The sequence below is a fragment of the Acinetobacter sp. 22323 genome (genome assembly GCF_052044895.1).
GTDB lineage: Bacteria > Pseudomonadota > Gammaproteobacteria > Pseudomonadales > Moraxellaceae > Acinetobacter > Acinetobacter schindleri.
In genome coordinates this window covers 1-18,314 of record NZ_JBQEOL010000020.1, presented here as the reverse complement: position 1 = coordinate 18,314, position 18,314 = coordinate 1, and the positions used below count along the sequence as shown (strand labels likewise).

Below are 18,314 nucleotides of genomic sequence, written 5' to 3'. Positions count from 1 at the left end.
AAAAACCCAGCAATAAAAAAGCACCCGACAGGGTGCTTTTTTATTGCAAAACAGAAATTATTCAATTAAATATTTAGACAGTTCTGCGTTTGGTGACCATGTTGTAGATAAACAGAATAATAATGGCACCAATCACCGAAGCAATAAAGCCTGCTGCTGAACCTTCCTCATAAAGACCTAGCATACGACCGCCATAGGTCGCAAGTAATGAACCGGCAATCCCCAGTAGGGTTGTCATAATAAAGCCTGCCTTGTCATCTCCAGGATGGATTGCACGCGCAATTAAACCTGCGATAAAACCAATAACAATTGCAACTATAAGTGACCACATATGTATGCTCCTTTCTTATCATGTCTTTGTTTTTAAGTCATGTTCAGAAATCATCATCGGATAAGTCAAGTCTTCAATCCAGCGAAGTCCTGAAACGGAATGTTAGCTTTTTGTTCATGTGAAGCAGACATAAAAAAAGTGACTGTCGCCACTTTTTAAAGTTGGATCTCTTAAAGACCAATTTCACCAATAAAAGGCAAATGGCGGTACTTCTGGTCATAATCGAGGCCGTAACCGACAATAAACTTGTCTTCGACTTCAAAGCCAAGGAACTGCACATCCAGATTAATTTCACGGCGTGAAGGTTTGCTGACCAAGGTACAGAGCTGAATCGAGTTTGGGGTACGGGTTTGCAGAATTTCCAGAACTTTGCTCAGGGTGTTGCCGGAATCGATAATGTCTTCTACCACCAGTACATCTTTACCACGGATTTCGCCATCTAGATCTTTCAGGATTTTTACATCACGCGAAGATACGGTGCCACCGCCATAACTGGATACCGTCATGAAATCCAGTTCATGTGGTTTTGAAATCACACGACACAAATCGGCCATAAAAATCACTGAACCACGTAACAAACCGATGAGCACAAGTTCTTTGTCACTATGGGCATAGTGTGCATCGATTTGAGCACCAAGCTCTTTGACTTTAGCTTGAATTTCTTCAGCGGAAATCATTACGCTCATTTGAACGGTCATGGGTAGATACCTAAAAAGTAAAAATAGCAAAATAAAAAAGGTGTTGACCTGCAACACCTGATATATCAGTAATTTTAATACATCCAGCAAGCAGATGCACCTGTTTTGCCCTGTGTTAATGTAATCATTTTTTCGGCAATTGTGAATCGCGCTTGAGTAAAAAAGCGCAGCCAATGGCTATTGCTGATAGCATGAACCATGTGCGACGGCGCGATTTTTCAGGCTTTTTGCTGAGCTGTTGTTTTAGCATAAACCGCTTCTCCAGAAACATAAGTCACTGCAATATTACGGTCATCACCCAGCATGATCAGTGCAAAAAATGCATCTTCAATATTTTTGGCTTTGCTTTGACGCAGCTGTTGTAACGCCGTCGCATTCAGATCTAATACAACAAAGTCGGCTTCTTTACCGATATTAAAGTTACCGAGTTGATCCTCCAGACTCAAGGCTTTGGCTCCACCCAGTGTCGCATGATATAGCGATTCAAAGGCAGACAGTTTATCGCCTTGCAATTGCTGCACCTTATAGGCTTCATTCAGGGTTTGCAGCTGATTAAATGAGGTCCCTGCCCCGATATCGGTGCCCAGTCCCACTTTAACACCTTTGTCCCAAGCCTTTTTCAAAGGGAATAAGCCACTGCCCAGGAACAGATTTGAGGTCGGACAGAAGGCAATAGCCGAGTCGGTCTGATGCATGCAATCCCACTCCCCTTCTTCCAGATGCACACAATGAGCAAATACCGATTTAGAACCGGTCAGACCATAGTGATGGTAAACATCTAAATAACTTTGACGTTCCGGGAACAGTTCCTTAACCCAGGCAATCTCATTCTTGTTTTCACTTAAATGGGTATGCACATACACATCTGGATATTCTGCTTTAAGTTGTCCTGCTTTTTCCAGCTGTTCAGCTGTCGAAGTTGGAGCAAAGCGTGGCGTGATCGCATACAGGTTACGGCCCTTGCCATGCCACTTTTCAATCAACTTTTTAGAATCGGTATACGCTGTTTCTGCGGTGTCCGTCAGTGCTTCCGGTGCATGACGGTCCATTAGCACTTTACCCGCAATCAGACGCATATTACGCGTCGTCGCTGCATTAAATAAAGCATTGACTGATTCAGGATGGACGGTACAAAAGACCAATGCGGTCGTGGTGCCGTTTTTAAGTAATTCTTCTACAAAAAATTCGGCAATTTTTTCTGAATAAGCTGGATCCTGGAACTGGATCTCAGTCGGAAAAGTATAGGTATTTAACCATTCTAGAAGTTGTTCACCATAAGCACCGACCATTTCGGTTTGCGGAAAATGGATATGGGTATCAATAAAACCTGGTACGATCAGCTGCTCAGGATAATGAGCCACCTGCACTCCTTCAGGCAGATGCTGCTGCCCCTCTTCCCAGCTGCCAAACCATTGAATCTCACCATTCTGGCTGATGAGCAAGCCATCTTCTACATATCGCACTTGGTCGTGAATTTCACGCGCTTGGGCAACCGTATTCTTGATATCCAGGAAGCGACCGCGTACTGCCGTCGTTGCAATGATAGAAGACATTTAAAACCTGCGCTTTTTGATTTTTTCGATTGATTGTAGCTGAAAAAATTAGCATGTTTATATGAACATTCATATTTAACCATGCGTATTTTTTATGAGATCAAATAATCACGCGTAATTTCAACAGAGCATGTGTGTGCAGCCAAACTTGTAGACAAATAAAAAAGCCTGCTGATGCAGGCTTTTTTGATGCTTAATCTTACAGCGTAGTTTCGTTATGTTTCTTGCTATGACGAATCGACAAGATCGCGGTCACAGTCAAGACAATCACAATAAAGCTCAGTGAAATCCAGATCGGCATATGGAATACATCCAGCATCAGCATCTTAAAGCCGATAAAGACCAGAATCAAACCTAGGCCATAAGGCAGATAATGCATTTTTGAGGCTGCACCCGAGAGCAGGAAGAACATTGCACGCAGGCCTAAAATTGCCATCAGGTTCGCAGTAAGCACAATGAAGGGGTCGGTGGTGACAGCAAAAATAGCAGGAATAGAATCGACTGCAAAGATCACATCAGAGGCTTCGACCAGAATCAGAACCAAGAATAACGGCGTTGCCCAAAGCAAACCATTTTGACGGACAAAGAATTTATCGCCCTGAAGTTGCGGGGTGATACGCATATGTTTACGTAGCCATTTCAGAATGGCCATATCTTCAATATTGCTGTCTTCTTCATGCTGACCACGCAGGAATTTGAAGCCGGTATACACCAGGAACGCACCGAAAAGATACAGAATCCAGGAGAATTCCTGTACAAACCAGGCACCAATAAAAATAAAGATTGTTCTGAGCACAATCGCACCCAGTACACCATATAACAGCAATTTACGTTGTAGCGCTGGTGGAATGGCAAAGGCGGCAAAGATCATCAGCCAGACAAAGACATTATCAATTGCCAGGGATTTTTCCAGCAGATAACCGGCAAAATATTCCATGACCTTGGTATTGGCAATTGCCGCACCTGCAGTCTGCTCCAGATACAGCCATAATCCACCACCAAATAAAGTCGCGACACTGACCCAGGCAATACTCCAGTAGGCAGCGGTACGGACTTTGACTTCCTGACCATGCTGATGTTTAAAGCCAACAAAATCGATCACCAGCATGACTGCGACAATCGCGAAAAAGATAAGATACAGCCAGAGCGTACCAATGGTTTCCATGTGAATTCTCCACATCGGACGACTGGCCATAAAAAAACCTTGACCAGCTGCCAGATGAAAAACATCTATAACAACATGATCAAGGTCTTGCCTACATCTTAGTGTTTCACTTTTTTATATCAAGTGTGACCTAAAGATGCTCAGATACCGACTTTTTGCAAAGTGTAATGACGATATTCTGACACGTTCAAAAACTGAAATTTCATTCTTAAACGTTTGGAGGAGGCTACTCCCCTTGTTCAAACTAAATTTTGTTTGAGCGATAGCTCAATGTAAATTAAGCATGACAGATCTGACTGGAAATCACAATTTATTTTACAAAAAAGCAGCGTTTAATCAGCAGCTTTGGACAGAAAATCTGGACGTTTGACCAGATAGATACTGAGTATAAATCCAAGCATTGCCAGCCCTGCCCCTACCCAGCCTATGCTGTCTAAACCGATCTGTGTCGTAATGATACCGCCAAGTAAGGCACCCCCACCAATCCCGACATTGTATAAACCTGAAAAAATCGCCATGGCGACATCGGTGGCATCTGAGGCGAGGTTTAAAGTCTTTGCCTGTAAAGCCAGACTAAAACCAATAATACTGACTCCCCACATAAGACTCAGGCTATTTAAGCTAAAAAGGCTCACTGACATTGGCAATAGCAAGAGCATCGATATACCCAGCCCTAAAGTGAAAAATGGAATCGTCAGTCGTGGAAACTGTGGTGCAAATTTACCAAACAAGTAGGAACCTAGGAAGCCTGCTCCGCCGTAGATCAGCAGCAATGTTGTGGTCTGGGCAGAACTGAAATGTGCCACATTCAATGCAAAAGGTTCGATATAACTATAGGCTGTGAACTGGGCGCTGATCACCAATACAGTCAGTGCAAAAAGTAGTATCAGGCTGGGCCGTCTGATCAGGCCTTTTAAACTGCTAAAGGAGCCTGAATTAATACTCGGTAAATGTGGCAAAGTTTTAACCAGAATAAAGCAGACTAATGTGGCAATCACCGCAATTAATCCAAAACTGTTACGCCAGCCATACGCTTCGCCAATCATCCGGCCAAAAGGAATTCCGAGTACCATTGCCATCGCAGTACCGGTAGATAGTAGGCCTAAGGCCTGAAATTCTTTTCCTTTCGGTGCTACACGCACTGCCAGTGATGCCGTGATTGACCAGAACAGTGCATGAGCAACTGCAATTCCGATCCGACTGATAACCAGGACGATGAAACTCCAGGCAAAATAAGACAGCACATGACTGGCAATAAAGACTATAAACAGTAGTGTAAGCAGGAAACGGCGTTCAATATTTCTAGTGAGCAGCATGATTGGTAAAGACAGTAATGCGACTACCCAGGCATAAATGGTCAGCATCAGCCCGACTTCTCTTGGAGCCATGGCAAAGCTCTTTCCTATATCGCTCAGTAGTGCTACTGGAATAAACTCGGTCGTATTAAAAATAAAAGCGGCACAGGCCAAGGCAATCACACAGATCCATTGGCGTGTAACAGAAAGAGGTTGAGCAGAAGCAGACATGAGGGAGGATCAATACAGGATCGGCACATTCTATGCTTTTGCCAGAAAATTTCACATGAGGCAGGCTGTAATTTTACTCAGCGGAATTAAAAAAATTGCAACATTGTAAAGCTGAGGACTATGGCAGTCTGAGATAAAATCTTGAGGTAAACCTATGCAGATTGAACACCAGGAACAAGGAACTAAAGGTGAATGGTATGTGGCGCAGAAAGACCAGCGCCTGGCAGAGATGACATATTCCCGGGCAGGTGATGATAAGTTCATTATTGATCATACCTGGGTGGATGATAGCCTACGCGGACAACGTGTTGGACAGCAGCTGGTTGAAGCTGCGGTTGGTTTTGCTAGAACGCATGCTCTGAAAATTATTCCACTCTGCCCTTTTGCCAAGTCGGTGTTTGACAAAAATGAAAGCATACGGGATGTACTTCAGTAGGACTTCATCTAACTCAAAGATGGGACTAAACATCTATAAGATGTTTAATGGATGAGGATATGACGATATAACAGGTTGATCCTGGATTAGTACAACAGGTAAGAAAATGAGCAACATCAAACATCAGGACTCAAAGCGCGGCGGTGTGTTTTACATGGAAGACAATGGTCAGCGCGTAGCAGAAATTACTTATCAATGGCGTGAACCGGACACCATTGTTGCTGACCATACCTGGGTCTCACATGCACTGCGTGGTAAAGGCGTGGCCCGTAAAATGCTGGATATTCTGGTCGAATTTGCACGTCAGAAACAGCTGAAAATTATTCCACAATGCTCTTATGTGCATGTCATGTTTAAGCGTGATCGGAATTTACATGACGTAGCGACTTTAGCCTTTTAAACCATCCCGTTGGAATAAACAGATTCAAATGGATAAGAGACGATAAGCCCTGTTTATGGGCTTGTGGCAGTCTATAAAGCAGAGTGCCGCTGAAGAGTCCTAATCCCATCCAGACAATCTGTTCATACTGTTGCAGCATGATCAAAATAACGATGATCAGGGAGATGCTGGTCTGAAAAAAGGCGCGATGATCCACACAAATCAATAGTGCCCAAGTTAATAGCATGCTGCTGATCAGCATGTTAATCTCACGTTGCAAGCCCCAGCTATGCAACACGATGACTAGCGCGAAACACAGACATAACAAGCTTAACGTGATGAAAAGATCTTTTAGCATGTTTCACCCTCATTAAAAGCATTATCATTCGAGTAATTATTTTTCAATGATGTCTCTTTAATTTTTAATAATTTAGCTACAAAATGCAAACTGAAAACAGTGTAAGAAATAGCTGATATTTGATTAAAAAATAACCTAAACCCAATATATTGACTATAAAATCAATACTTGAAATTTAAAGGAATCATTCATGCTACAACTCTGTTATGCCAGTACGCGCATCGAAACAGAACAAGATCTATTACAAGACCTGAGTGATATTTTAGCAATTGCACGAAAGTTCAATTATGAGCATCAGATCTATGGAGCACTGTATTATGCACATGGAAAGTTTTTCCAGTGTTTGCAGGGTGAACCTGAGATTGTAGAGCAGCTTTTTCAAAGTATTTCGAAAGACCGTCGGCATCAGCAGGTGTATCGTTTCGCTGATACAACTGTGGAAGCGCCAAGCTTTGCTGAGTGGTCGATGAAATATGTACATAAGCATAGCGAGATTGCTTCGTTCTTTTCCAAGCTGGGTCATAGCACTTTTCAGCCGCATTATCTGAACCAGCAAGATCTGGATGGCTTGCTCGAGATCCTGTATCGGGTTGACGAAAATCATCAACAGCTGGTTTCACCTCAAGGTTATAAACAACGTGGTTATGTCCCCTATTTCTGATCTGGTGAATCCAGACTAAAAATAAAAAAAGTCCGCATGGCGGACTTTTTTTGTCTGATTTGCATTAGTTCATGTCAATCATCACTTTTAGGGCTTTTTCATCAGCCGCGTGTTTAAACACATCATAGGCCTTTTCAAACTCGTTAAATTTAAAGTGATGCGTGGCCAGTTTTTCTAGTGGTATTTTGCCGGAACAGCAGGTCTTGAGCAGCATGCCAGTGGTATTGGCATTGACTAGACCGGTAGTAATGGTCAGGTTCTTAATCCACAGTTTGTTCAGTTCAAAATTCACTGCTTTACCATGTACGCCGACGTTGGCGATATGTCCACCCTCTTTCACGACATGCTGGCAAATATTCCAGGTAGGCTCCACCCCCACTGCTTCAATGGCACAGTCGACCCCGCGTCCATCGGTAATCTCTAAAATCTTTTGAATGGCATCTTCTTTACCAGAGTTAACGGTATAAGTTGCGCCTACCGTTTTGGCAAATTCCAGCCGGTTATCATCCATATCCACCATAATAATATTGGCTGGAGAATAAAATTGAGCAGTGAGCAAGGCACTCATCCCGATTGGTCCTGCACCTACGATCGCGACATTGTCACCCGGTTTGACATCACCATATTGCACACCAATTTCATGTGAGGTTGGCAGGATATCGGACAGGAAGACGGCGACGTCTTCATTTAAGCCTTCAGGTAAATGGTAAAGAGAGGTGTCAGCAAAAGGTGTACGGACATATTCGGCATGGGTACCATCAATCATATAACCCATAATCCAGCCACCCTCATTACGACAGTGTGCATACAGCTGTTTCTGGCAATTTTCACAGGTACCGCAGCGGCTGACACAGGAAATAATGACCCGATCACCCTTTTTAAAGTTTTTGACTGCTGAACCGACTTCTTCAATGATGCCAATGCCTTCATGACCAAGAATCCGGCCATTAAAGTTGCCGGTTTTTTCTTTTGCCACCTGTTCAATTTCCGGGTTTTTACCTTTCCAGATGCCGAGATCGGTCCCGCAGATCGTGACCTTAGTCAGTTTGATAACGGCATCATCGGGCTGCAAGATTTTCGGGATGGGACGTTCTTCAAAGCGGATGTCATTGGCGCCATAGTAAACCATTGCTTTCATTGTATTTGACATGGCAACTATCCTTTTTAGTGATTATTGTGGAGGATTGGCAGTCGTATTTAGCTATGACGACTGTCAGCTGAGAAACACGTAATGACTTTAAGCTAGCAGGACTTTAGGATTAGATCATTGGTAAAATAGTTAATTCCTTAAAAAAATTAAGTATTTTTTTATATTAAAAAAGGACCATAGATATGTATCTACGATCCTTGAGAAATCTTATGGAATAAAGGCTACAAGTATTGATTTAGATAATTTACTGTAAGGCGCTAATCAGTTTCCGATGCAAGCCACCAAAACCGCCATTGGACATGATCACCACAGCATCGCCTTCCCCTGCTTCAGTAACAACAGTTTGAATGATCTCATCCAAAGTACGTGCTACCACAGCTTTATTTGGTGCAGCCTCAATCACAGGTTGCAGATCCCAATCCAGACCTTCAGGCTGATACCAGATCACTTCATCCGCCAGACGTGCTGAATAAGCCAAACCCTCTTTGTGACTGCCCATACGCATGGTATTCGAACGCGGTTCAATAATCGCCCAAAGCTTACGTTCACCCAGACGCTTGCGTGCGCCGTCGAGGGTAGTATCAATTGCAGTCGGATGATGGGCGAAGTCATCATAAACTTCGATACCACGGACTGTGCCTAATAGTTCCATACGGCGTTTCACACCACCAAAATTGGACAGCGCTTCACAGGCGGTTTCAATCGATACGCCGACATGTTCAGCAGCGGCAATGGTGGCCAAGGCATTCGCCACCGAATGCTGCCCGGTCATATTCCACTGTACTTCGCCTTTGACTACGCCCTGTTGCAGGACTTTGAAATGTGAACCATCTGCTGACAATTGTTCTGCATAAAGTTCAGATTTTTCGTTGGCATCTAGACTGGTGCGCACTACAGGCGTCCAGCAGCCCTGCTCCAGCACTTCATCAATATTGCTTTCCGTAATCGGCGCGATAATCCGGCCTTCACTTGGAATAGTACGAACTAAATGATGAAACTGTTTTTGAATTGCGGCCAGATCATCAAAGATATCGGCATGGTCAAATTCCAGGTTATTTAAAATTGCGGTTTTTGGATGGTAATGCACGAACTTGGAACGCTTGTCGAAGAAAGCAGAATCGTATTCATCGGCTTCGACACAGAAATATTTCCCACCACCGAGACGCGCACTTTCCGAAAAGCCCAATGGCACACCGCCAATCAGAAAACCTGGCTCCAGACCGGCTTGATCCAGTACCCAAGCCAGCATCGTGGTGGTCGTGGTTTTACCATGTGTTCCGGCGACACCCAGCACGTGTTTACCTTGCAGAACATGATCAGCCAGGAACTGCGGACCTGAAATATAAGACAGGCCTTCATTCAGCATGTATTCCACAGCATCAATACCACGCTTCATGGCATTGCCAACAATGACCAGATCAGGATGTGGTTGTAGGTGGCTAGGGTCATAGCCCTGCATTAAAGTAATGCCTGCATTTTCCAGTTGGGTCGACATCGGTGGATACACGTTCTGGTCTGAACCTGTTACCTTATGTCCGAGGTCTCGCGCGAGTAAGGCCAGCGAGCCCATAAAGGTGCCACAAATGCCCAAGATATGCAGATGCATCTACTTCACTCCATTTTGTACTGACACATCACTTTGTTTTCTGTGCTGTTGTCATGATTTATTCGATTTACCGGCAACGATAGCAAGGCTTTGCGGGAAAAGATAGGCATTCTGGCGTGATTTTTTATGTGAAGAAACGATGCTAGATGTGATAAAAAACCAAGCTTCACGATTATCTTTTGCTGCAATAATCCGTAAAATATCCTGTAAATTTTCTACCGGCATCCGCTATGTTCTGGCCCCTGCTCCTGCTTATTTGTGCAAACTGCTTTATGACATTGGCCTGGTATGGTCATCTGAAATTTTTGCCGCATGATGCCCCAATGTGGAAGATCATTTTATTTAGCTGGGTCATTGCTTTATTTGAATATAGCCTGATGATTCCTGCAACACGGCTGATGGCGCAACACGGACTCGCAGTCGGTCAGATGAAGATCACCCAGGAAATGGTGACGCTACTGGTCTTTGTGCCCTTTATGCTATTTATGTTTAAACAGCCATTTAAACTGGATTATCTCTGGGCAGGATTATGCCTGTGTGGCTGTGTCTATTTCGTGTTCCGTAGCCCCTAATATCATTCAAGTGGTGTACTTCCCTATTTTTATTACAGATTTTGAGATTTCATTAAAAAATAAGAAAAATCGGGCCTTGCTTTGACCGTTAAATTTTATGAAGCTGAATTTTCAGTCTATAATACGCACTCCCATTAAAGCTTGGCTCTCTCGTCGAGATTTATCTTCTCTTACTTTAATCTCTGGAAACATTGCAATGAATGCGGCTGCTGCACAAGATGCTCCTCTAGTAGGTATTATCATGGGTTCTCAATCAGACTGGGCAACTCTCGAACACACTGCCAATATGCTTAAGCAGCTTGGTGTCCCATTTGAAGCCGAAGTCGTTTCTGCACACCGTACCCCTGACCGTCTGTTTGAATATGCAGAACAAGCACGTGATCGTGGTATCCAGGTGATTATTGCCGGTGCTGGTGGTGCAGCGCATTTACCCGGTATGTGTGCCGCAAAAACCGATCTGCCGGTATTGGGTGTGCCGGTAAAATCTTCGATTTTAAATGGTGTCGATTCATTGCTTTCAATTGTACAAATGCCAGCAGGTATTGCCGTGGGTACCTTGGCGATTGGGCCAGCAGGTGCGACCAATGCAGCCATTATGGCAGCGCAAATTTTAGGTCTGACCCGTCCAGACATCGCGAAAAATGTTGCAGATTTCCGTGCTGCACAAACGGATAAAGTCGCTAGCAACAATATTCCAGGCCAAGCTTAATACGGGATAAAACACAATGGATAAAACCATCGGTATTTTTGGTGGCGGTCAGCTCGGTCGAATGATGGCACAAGCGGCATTGCCTTTAAACATTCAATGTACTTTCTTTGAAGCCACTACAGATTGCCCTTCGGCTGCATTAGGTCCGGTATTTTCCAGCAAAGCTGAAAATGGTCTGCAAGACTTTATCAACAGTGCAGATGTGTTCAGCCTTGAATTTGAAAATACACCACTGGCTGATGTAGATGTTTTAACGAAAAACAAAGACCTGCATCCGCCACGTCAGGCTCTGGCAATTGCACAGCATCGTCTGTCTGAAAAAGCCCTGTTTGATGAACTTGAGATTCCGGTTGCGCCGTATAAAGCAGTCACTTCAGTAGAGAGCTTAAAAGCTGCTGTTGCAGAACTCGGTCTGCCGATTGTACTTAAAACTTCTCGTGGTGGTTACGATGGTAAAGGTCAATTCGTTCTACGTTCAGCAGATCAAACTGATCAGGCTTGGGCAGAACTAGGTCCTGCCGGTGAACTGATTGCAGAAAGTTTTGTCACTTTCTCACGTGAAGTCTCAATTATTGCGGTACGTGGTGAAGATGGTGATGTGAAGACCTGGCCATTGGCTGAAAATCATCATCATAATGGCATTCTGTCTCATTCGATTGTACCTGCACCCAACAGTGCGGACTTGCAGCCAGTCGCGCAAGATTACATCACTCGCCTGCTGAATCATCTGAACTATGTGGGTGTATTAACTCTTGAGCTGTTTGTAACAGACAAAGGCCTGTATGCCAATGAAATGGCACCCCGTGTGCATAACTCAGGTCACTGGTCGATTGAAGGTGCAGTGTGTTCGCAGTTTGAAAACCATGTGCGTGCGGTGGCTGGATTGCCTTTAGGTTCAACTGAGGTGATCCGTCCAACCGTGCTGGTGAATATCATCGGTCAACATCCAAAATCTGAAGATGTTCTAGCCTTGGAAGGCGCGCATTTGCACTTATATAATAAGTCAGAACGTGAAGGCCGTAAGATTGGTCACATCACCCTAATGCCAACCGACAGTGCACAATTGACTACGCTATGTCGTCAATTGGCGAAGATTTTACCGAATCCATTGGCATTGAGCGAAGATATGAGCATCTAAGCTTTAACTTGCTGATAAAAAAAGCGATCACACCTGTGGTCGCTTTTTTATTTGTCGGCTTTCAGGCATGATTGCGCCTCTTTGAAAATACCCTACCATTTATCGGATTATTTTCAAAATCAATTGCTTATAAAACAAACAATAATTTATAAATAATTGATGAAAATTTAACCTGTTGCTGCATCAGTTCGGTCATGCAGATTTAAATTTAAAATGAATTTAAAACTTGCAGAGTGTACTTTGAATTTAAATTCATAAATTTAAATTTAAAAGAGGTCATTTGAATTTAGATTTTCTATTTTGAATTTAAATTCAAAACAATAAATTTAAAAGCCAGGGAATGAATTCAAAGTTTTGAATTTAAAAATCCTTCTTGTATTTTATAAATGAATTTAAATCCTAAGTGTCTGCAATTACTTGTTATTAAGCTTATGTGATGTTGGTTATCCACACAGTCAATTTTGAATTTAAAAGGCTGATAACATGGCTTTGAATTTAAATTTAAAAATTAGTTCAAATTTGAATTTAAAGCATCTTGTGGATAAGTTTTTAAATTCAAAACTTACAAATAAATTTAAAAGTGAAGAAAATATGAATTTAAATTTTACGTATTTGCGCTTTAATTTTATCCACAAGCTGATAAGGTGAATAGGAACATAATTCGAAATATAAGTATTCAAGGGTACTATGCAACGGCTTGCACTTTTTCTTGGCTCAATCGTTCTGGCTGCCTCTCAGGCACAGGCTGAACTGATCATTAATGGACAGCGTGTAAGTACATCAGAGCTGTCCTCGAGTCCTGGCATCTATACGCCAAGTTCCAGTTCATTTCAAAGCTGTCTGGCTGGATTAAAACCCCAGGCACTCGCTAAAGGTGTCCATGCAGCGACCTATGACCGATATACCCAAAATTTAACCCCTGATTATTCTGTAATTGAAAGACTCAACTATCAGCCAGAATTTTCAACGCCAATTTGGGACTATCTGTCTGGTCTGGTCGATGAAGAGCGCGTACAGCAAGGCCGTCAGAAATTACAGCAGCATCGCGACGTATTAAATCGAGTCAGTGCTGCTTATGGCATTCCGGCTGAAACTGTGGTGGCAGTCTGGGGTGTGGAAAGTAATTATGGTGATATTTCTGGTAAATATCCTTTATTACAGGCGCTCGGTACTTTGAGTTGTGAAGGTCGTCGTCAAAGCTATTTCCGTGGTGAGTTCTTTACTACCATGAAGCTGTTGCAACGTGGTGATGTCTATGAAAACCAGCTTAAAGGTTCATGGGCAGGAGCTTTTGGTCACACCCAGTTTATGCCATCCACTTATGATGAACTGGCGGTCGATTTTGATGGTGATGGGCGTCGTGATCTCGTCAGCAGCATCCCGGATGCCTTGGCTTCAACAGCCAACTTCTTGAAAAAACGCGGCTGGCAAACCGGGCAGTCATGGGGTTTTGAAGTCAAAATTCCTCAAGGTATGTCAGTTTCGGGTGAAGGGCGTCGCAATAAAAAATCCTTGAGTAGCTGGATCAATCAAGGGGTGGTTCGTGCCGATGGTTCGGCATTAGTTCAAGGGGATTTATCGGAATCTTCTCAGGCTGGTTTATTGGCACCTGCCGGTGCCAATGGCCCGGTGTTCCTGGTCTTTAAAAACTTTGATGCCATTTATAGTTATAATGCAGCCGAAAGCTATGCTTTAGCTATTGCACATCTGTCAGATCGTTTGCAAGGTAAAGGTGGCTTGGTGCAAGCATGGCCAACCGATGATGCTGGCACATCACGTGCAGAACGTCGAGAGATTCAGCAATTCTTGCTCAATAAAGGTTATGACATTGGTGCAGTGGATGGTTTGATTGGGGATAAAACCCGTCAGGCGATCCGCCAAGAGCAGATCCGTTTAGGCTTAACTCCAACCGGACGGGCAGGTCAGCAGATTTTACGTGCGTTTCGGAATGAAAATGCCAAACTGATGATGCAATAATGCAGACCTTTTTTATACCTATATATAGTTATAAGAATTCAGGAGATTAAACTGCTGTAATCGTCCCGAGCACACGATAGCCTGAAGCCCCGGTCACAGCTGGCAGATTGCCACTCAGCTGATTCATAAAGCGCATCGCCAGCCAGGCAAAGGCAGTGCCTTCGACCCATGTTGGATTTAAGCCTAAATCAGCTGTGGTTTGCACACTCCAGTGATGTTTACGCAAACGCCAGCGCAGCTGTTCCAGTAGATGTGAATTATAAGCACCACCTCCACAAACATAGACTTCACCCGTATCCAGACCAGAGCGATAAATCGCTTTTTTAATGGCACGTGTGGTGAGCTTCATGAGCGTCGCCTGAACATTTTCTGGAGTATCTTCCAGCTCATCATATTCTAGACTGCTGCGCCAGTCGGCAATCTGTTCATCCAGCCATTCCAGATTAAAGTCTTCACGGCCAGTACTTTTAGGGGGTTCTTTGGAGAAAAATGCATGTTCCTGCAAACGATCTAACAGGCTACGGATGGGTGTACCATAGGCTGCCCAGTTGCCATTTTCATCAAAAGGCTGGCCAGTATAACGCTCACACCAGGCATCCATCAGAATATTGGCTGGACCGGTATCAAAGCCGTAGACTTGATTTGGCTGACCGGCAGGCAGAATACTAACATTGGCAATACCGCCCAGGTTTAGAATCACCCGGTGAATGCTGTCATGCTGAAAAATATCCTGATGAAAAGCCGGCACTAGCGGTGCACCCTGGCCACCAGCCGCCAGGTCACGGCGACGGAAATCGGAAATCACCGGAATCTGGGTAATTTCAGTAATAATGTTTGGATCACCGATCTGCAAAGTAAAGCCATGTTCAGGACGGTGGCGAATAGTTTGTCCATGCGAGCCAATAGCTTTGATTTGTGTGCGATCCAGCTTATTTTTTTCAATCAGTGCATTAATACCATGACCAATCATCTGTGCCAACGCAACATCTGCTTTACCCATGCGGTCAATTTCATTATCGCCTGGCAGTGTAAGCGCCATCAATTCATCACGAAGATCATGATCAAAAGGTAGGGTGAGGGTGGCATGAAGCTGGAGTGGATCAAAAGAAGCAGCAACAATATCGACACCATCCATGCTTGTGCCGGTCATTACCCCAATATAGATCGCTGTCATGGTTATTCTTAAGCCTGCAATATGCTGAAAAAGTGTTAGTATATCGCACAAATTGAATAACTGATGTATTTGGGTTTTGTGATGTCAAATTTCCTGCCGGCTGAAGAACAACTTGCCCTCATCCAACGAGGCACACACGAAATTATTTCTGAAGAAGATCTTCTAAAGAAATTAAAGCAGAATCGTCCACTAAAAATTAAAGCGGGTTTTGACCCCACTGCACCTGACTTGCACTTAGGTCATACTGTACTGATCAATAAGCTAAAAGTGTTCCAAGACCTGGGCCACGAAGTTTTCTTCCTGATTGGTGACTATACTGCGATGATCGGTGATCCAACCGGCAAAAGTGCAACACGTCCACCATTATCGCGAGAGCAAGTTTTAGAAAACGCTAAAACTTATCAAGAACAAGTATTTAAAATTCTTGATCCAAACAAAACCAAAGTGGTGTTTAACTCGGAATGGTTTGCACAAAAAACTGCTGCTGATCTGATTCAACTGGCATCACAGCAAACTGTTGCCCGTATGCTTGAGCGTGATGACTTCACAAAACGTTATAACAATCAGCAACCGATTGCGATTCATGAATTCCTGTATCCATTGGTACAAGGTTATGATTCAGTAGCACTAGAAGCGGACGTAGAGCTGGGTGGCACAGACCAGACCTTTAACCTGTTAATGGGTCGTACCCTTCAAGGTCGTTATGACCAGGAAGCACAAGTCTGTATTACAGTACCAATTCTTGAAGGTTTAGATGGCGTTAATAAAATGTCTAAATCTTTAGGTAACTATATTGGCGTATTTGATGCGCCAGGTGCGATGTACCAGAAAGTACTGTCAATGCCGGATTCACTGATCGAACGTTATTTCGATCTGCTTAGCTTCAAATCTGTAGAGGAAATTCAGGTATTGCTGAAAGAGATTGAAGAAGGTCGTAATCCACAGGAAGTGAAACGCATTCTTGCACTGGAACTGGTTGAGCGTTTCCATGGAAGCGAGGCTGCTGAGCATGCACATAAAGGCGCGGGTAATATCATTACTGAGGGTGAGCTTCCTGAAGGCACACCGGAAGTAACCATTTCATTAAGCGAGTTCGGTGGTGAAATCTTTATTACTTCAATCCTGCGTGAAGCGGGTCTGACTAAAAACTCGGCACAAGCCAAAGATGCGCTGGGTCGTGGTGCAGTAAAAGTAGACTGGCAACCAGTTGATACGTCTTTTTCTGTGAAAGAAAACGTGACTTTGATTGTTCAGGCGAGCAAAAAAGCGATTGCAAAAGTGACTTTTGTTGATTAAGACACTTTCTAAGTTATTGAATTAAAAGCAGGCTTCGGCCTGCTTTTTTTTATATGACTCTATATTCAAAAATCAAATAAGCAAATTCAAAAAAAACCTTATAAAAACAAGAGTTAAATTTTGCCGAATCCCTTGCGTTTCCCTATTATTATGTATAAGATTTATTCATCTAGAGAATTCGCTTTAAGCACATCTAGAGGGTAGTGGTAATAATAAATAACTCCACAACTTATAGTCTCTTCCCCAAGAGACTTTTTTTAAGATACTGAAGCAAATAACTATAATAATGACATACTGGATCGGGTAAAGATTCAATTGCGAGGGAGAGATTTTGGGAGAGATCTCTTCCTTTTTTATTTGAAAAACTCCACTTTTCCTTTTTATATTGTCTTTTAAAAATCAATTTTTTTATTTGCTTTAAATCCACTACAGATCGCCGGATAGATACTGACATCCAGAAAGTTATCAGTATGCTGATCACATCAGGTCTCAAAGAAGATCTAGAAATTTAAAATAAGAGGGTAAGCAGTGTTTATGTATCACTATCGGACTCAGGATATTTTTGATCAGGAAATTGATTTTATTTTACGTTTTCTATTTGAATACGATACGCCTGAGCAGAAACAGAAATCTTTTAAACAGGCATATACTTTATTACAGCAACTCGATCTCGCATCACACTATCTTCTCTTTTCCTTAGTCAAAGAGCGGTTACCTCGTCGGGCTAAATTGTTATTTGCTGCTGAGGACTATAAAGGTAAGAAAGAAGTGATTGAAGAAGTCATGCATCACTGGGTGGGACATAAGTATCGCCAATACGTAGCTTAGCTATCTTAATATTCTCTTTGGCTTTATATAGATATTAAAAAGTCAGGTTTCGTAATTTATATAAAGCTGAATACGGCTGATTCGACTATTTTTACTTTTTAAAACCTGTGATTAGAAAAAGAAGTCGCTATGAAAGCAGCAAACTGACTTTCCTGATAGGACCTATATCTATTAGTCGGATAGAAAATAGCAAAATATGTAAGCTGATATAAGCAAGTTTTGAAAAATTCTGAATACAGAGCTGAAATTTCACAGTCTTATTAAGATTTAGTACTTTTTTGAGAGCTATTAGGTCTTAATAAAAATAGCTGTTTTAAAATGGATTGCCCTGAATACAGGTTTTATTTCAAAGAAACGGTTAAATTTTAGATAAAAAAGCGATTTTTTAGTGATTTTCGTAGAAAAAAGATACATACGTGAAAAATATAGTGAATTGGGGGTTGCAATGATTCTGAAATCCTCTAGAATGCACCCATACCGACGAGATACACGGTGATGAACGAAGCGAGATGCTGAGTTATCCGGTGTTTTGAGTCCAGCTTCTGGCACTGACGAGGTGTTAGAAAGATCATTAAAAGATTATGAAGAACAACTTGTGTGGATTTTTACTGGTTGATTGATCGAAATTATTTTCATTGATTGAATGGTAGAAATTACTCGAAGTTTATTTGAGAAATTGATGTCAGAAAATTGATGAGCCAGATTTGGTGTTTTGAATAAAGCACTATTGATTTTAAACTGAAGAGTTTGATCATGG

At 42.7% G+C, this 18,314-nt stretch carries 18 protein-coding genes; 9 read left to right on the top strand and 9 right to left on the bottom strand.

Translation table 11 applies throughout. The features are described from left to right. Nucleotides 1-73: 73 nt before the first annotated feature. From ACTJIX_RS12545 to ACTJIX_RS12525, 5 genes are all read right to left on the bottom strand, one after another. The gene (locus ACTJIX_RS12545; RefSeq protein ID WP_004813984.1) at nucleotides 74-331 is read right to left on the bottom strand and encodes a GlsB/YeaQ/YmgE family stress response membrane protein; all 258 of its coding nucleotides are present in this window, start codon (nucleotides 329-331) and stop codon (nucleotides 74-76) included. 170 nt (nucleotides 332-501) lie between these two features. Next, entirely contained in the window at nucleotides 502-1,029 is a 528-nt protein-coding gene (gene hpt, locus ACTJIX_RS12540; RefSeq protein ID WP_440611491.1) for a hypoxanthine phosphoribosyltransferase, read from the bottom strand. Between the two features lie 218 nt (nucleotides 1,030-1,247). Beyond that, nucleotides 1,248-2,582 (bottom strand): guanine deaminase, encoded by a 1,335-nt coding sequence (guaD, locus tag ACTJIX_RS12535; protein WP_440611490.1) that lies wholly within the window; start codon nucleotides 2,580-2,582, stop codon nucleotides 1,248-1,250. 199 nt (nucleotides 2,583-2,781) lie between these two features. Continuing rightward, a complete protein-coding gene (locus ACTJIX_RS12530; RefSeq protein ID WP_248604028.1) occupies nucleotides 2,782-3,747 on the bottom strand; it encodes a TerC family protein in 966 nt (321 codons plus the stop codon). Nucleotides 3,748-4,079: 332 nt separating this feature from the next. Then, nucleotides 4,080-5,273 (bottom strand): sugar transporter, encoded by a 1,194-nt coding sequence (locus ACTJIX_RS12525; protein ID WP_440611489.1) that lies wholly within the window; start codon nucleotides 5,271-5,273, stop codon nucleotides 4,080-4,082. A 154-nt stretch (nucleotides 5,274-5,427) separates the two neighbouring features. Here ACTJIX_RS12525 and ACTJIX_RS12520 point away from each other — a divergent pair, with 154 nt between their 5' ends. The 3 genes from ACTJIX_RS12520 to ACTJIX_RS12510 all read left to right on the top strand — a co-directional run bounded on the left by ACTJIX_RS12520 (nucleotide 5,428) and on the right by ACTJIX_RS12510 (nucleotide 7,107). Further along, on the top strand, nucleotides 5,428-5,709 hold the full coding sequence (locus ACTJIX_RS12520; RefSeq protein ID WP_163167675.1) for a GNAT family N-acetyltransferase: 282 nt from the start codon (nucleotides 5,428-5,430) through the stop codon (nucleotides 5,707-5,709). A 106-nt stretch (nucleotides 5,710-5,815) separates the two neighbouring features. Next, nucleotides 5,816-6,109 carry a GNAT family N-acetyltransferase gene (locus tag ACTJIX_RS12515; RefSeq protein ID WP_004813972.1) on the top strand — a complete coding sequence of 98 codons (294 nt, stop codon included), beginning with the start codon at nucleotides 5,816-5,818 and terminating at the stop codon, nucleotides 6,107-6,109. Between the two features lie 527 nt (nucleotides 6,110-6,636). After that, nucleotides 6,637-7,107: a BLUF domain-containing protein gene (locus tag ACTJIX_RS12510; RefSeq protein ID WP_004897488.1), complete on the top strand. Its 471-nt coding sequence runs from the start codon at nucleotides 6,637-6,639 to the stop codon at nucleotides 7,105-7,107. Between the two features lie 64 nt (nucleotides 7,108-7,171). Here the strand turns inward: ACTJIX_RS12510 and ACTJIX_RS12505 are convergent, their stop codons facing one another. The 3 genes from ACTJIX_RS12505 to ACTJIX_RS12495 form a co-directional block, all read right to left on the bottom strand. Further along, the gene (locus ACTJIX_RS12505) at nucleotides 7,172-8,257 is read right to left on the bottom strand and encodes a zinc-dependent alcohol dehydrogenase family protein (protein WP_440611488.1); all 1,086 of its coding nucleotides are present in this window, start codon (nucleotides 8,255-8,257) and stop codon (nucleotides 7,172-7,174) included. Nucleotides 8,258-8,501: 244 nt separating this feature from the next. Further along, nucleotides 8,502-9,863 carry a UDP-N-acetylmuramate:L-alanyl-gamma-D-glutamyl-meso-diaminopimelate ligase gene (gene mpl / locus ACTJIX_RS12500; RefSeq protein WP_440611487.1) on the bottom strand — a complete coding sequence of 454 codons (1,362 nt, stop codon included), beginning with the start codon at nucleotides 9,861-9,863 and terminating at the stop codon, nucleotides 8,502-8,504. Nucleotides 9,864-9,914: 51 nt separating this feature from the next. After that, entirely contained in the window at nucleotides 9,915-10,088 is a 174-nt protein-coding gene (locus ACTJIX_RS12495; RefSeq protein WP_017401641.1) for a hypothetical protein, read from the bottom strand. Nucleotides 10,089-10,093: 5 nt separating this feature from the next. Here ACTJIX_RS12495 and ACTJIX_RS12490 point away from each other — a divergent pair, with 5 nt between their 5' ends. The 4 genes from ACTJIX_RS12490 (at nucleotide 10,094) to ACTJIX_RS12475 (ending at nucleotide 14,259) form a co-directional block, all read left to right on the top strand. Continuing rightward, nucleotides 10,094-10,435: a DMT family protein gene (locus ACTJIX_RS12490; protein ID WP_440611486.1), complete on the top strand. Its 342-nt coding sequence runs from the start codon at nucleotides 10,094-10,096 to the stop codon at nucleotides 10,433-10,435. A gap of 196 nt (nucleotides 10,436-10,631) precedes the next feature. Continuing rightward, a complete protein-coding gene (gene purE, locus ACTJIX_RS12485) occupies nucleotides 10,632-11,144 on the top strand; it encodes a 5-(carboxyamino)imidazole ribonucleotide mutase (RefSeq protein ID WP_004813961.1) in 513 nt (170 codons plus the stop codon). Between the two features lie 16 nt (nucleotides 11,145-11,160). Further along, the gene (locus ACTJIX_RS12480) at nucleotides 11,161-12,282 is read left to right on the top strand and encodes a 5-(carboxyamino)imidazole ribonucleotide synthase (RefSeq protein WP_440611485.1); all 1,122 of its coding nucleotides are present in this window, start codon (nucleotides 11,161-11,163) and stop codon (nucleotides 12,280-12,282) included. Between the two features lie 687 nt (nucleotides 12,283-12,969). Beyond that, entirely contained in the window at nucleotides 12,970-14,259 is a 1,290-nt protein-coding gene (locus ACTJIX_RS12475) for a lytic murein transglycosylase (protein ID WP_440611484.1), read from the top strand. Nucleotides 14,260-14,305: 46 nt separating this feature from the next. Here ACTJIX_RS12475 and ACTJIX_RS12470 read toward each other — a convergent pair whose 3' ends face one another. After that, the gene (locus ACTJIX_RS12470; protein WP_440611483.1) at nucleotides 14,306-15,433 is read right to left on the bottom strand and encodes an anhydro-N-acetylmuramic acid kinase; all 1,128 of its coding nucleotides are present in this window, start codon (nucleotides 15,431-15,433) and stop codon (nucleotides 14,306-14,308) included. 63 nt (nucleotides 15,434-15,496) lie between these two features. Between ACTJIX_RS12470 and tyrS the strand changes: the two genes are divergently transcribed. Then, nucleotides 15,497-16,729, top strand: a complete 1,233-nt coding sequence (tyrS, locus tag ACTJIX_RS12465) for a tyrosine--tRNA ligase (RefSeq protein WP_163172613.1) — start codon at nucleotides 15,497-15,499, stop codon at nucleotides 16,727-16,729. A 534-nt stretch (nucleotides 16,730-17,263) separates the two neighbouring features. Next, on the top strand, nucleotides 17,264-17,557 hold the full coding sequence (locus ACTJIX_RS12460; RefSeq protein ID WP_008306955.1) for a hypothetical protein: 294 nt from the start codon (nucleotides 17,264-17,266) through the stop codon (nucleotides 17,555-17,557). Nucleotides 17,558-18,314 lie beyond the last annotated feature (757 nt).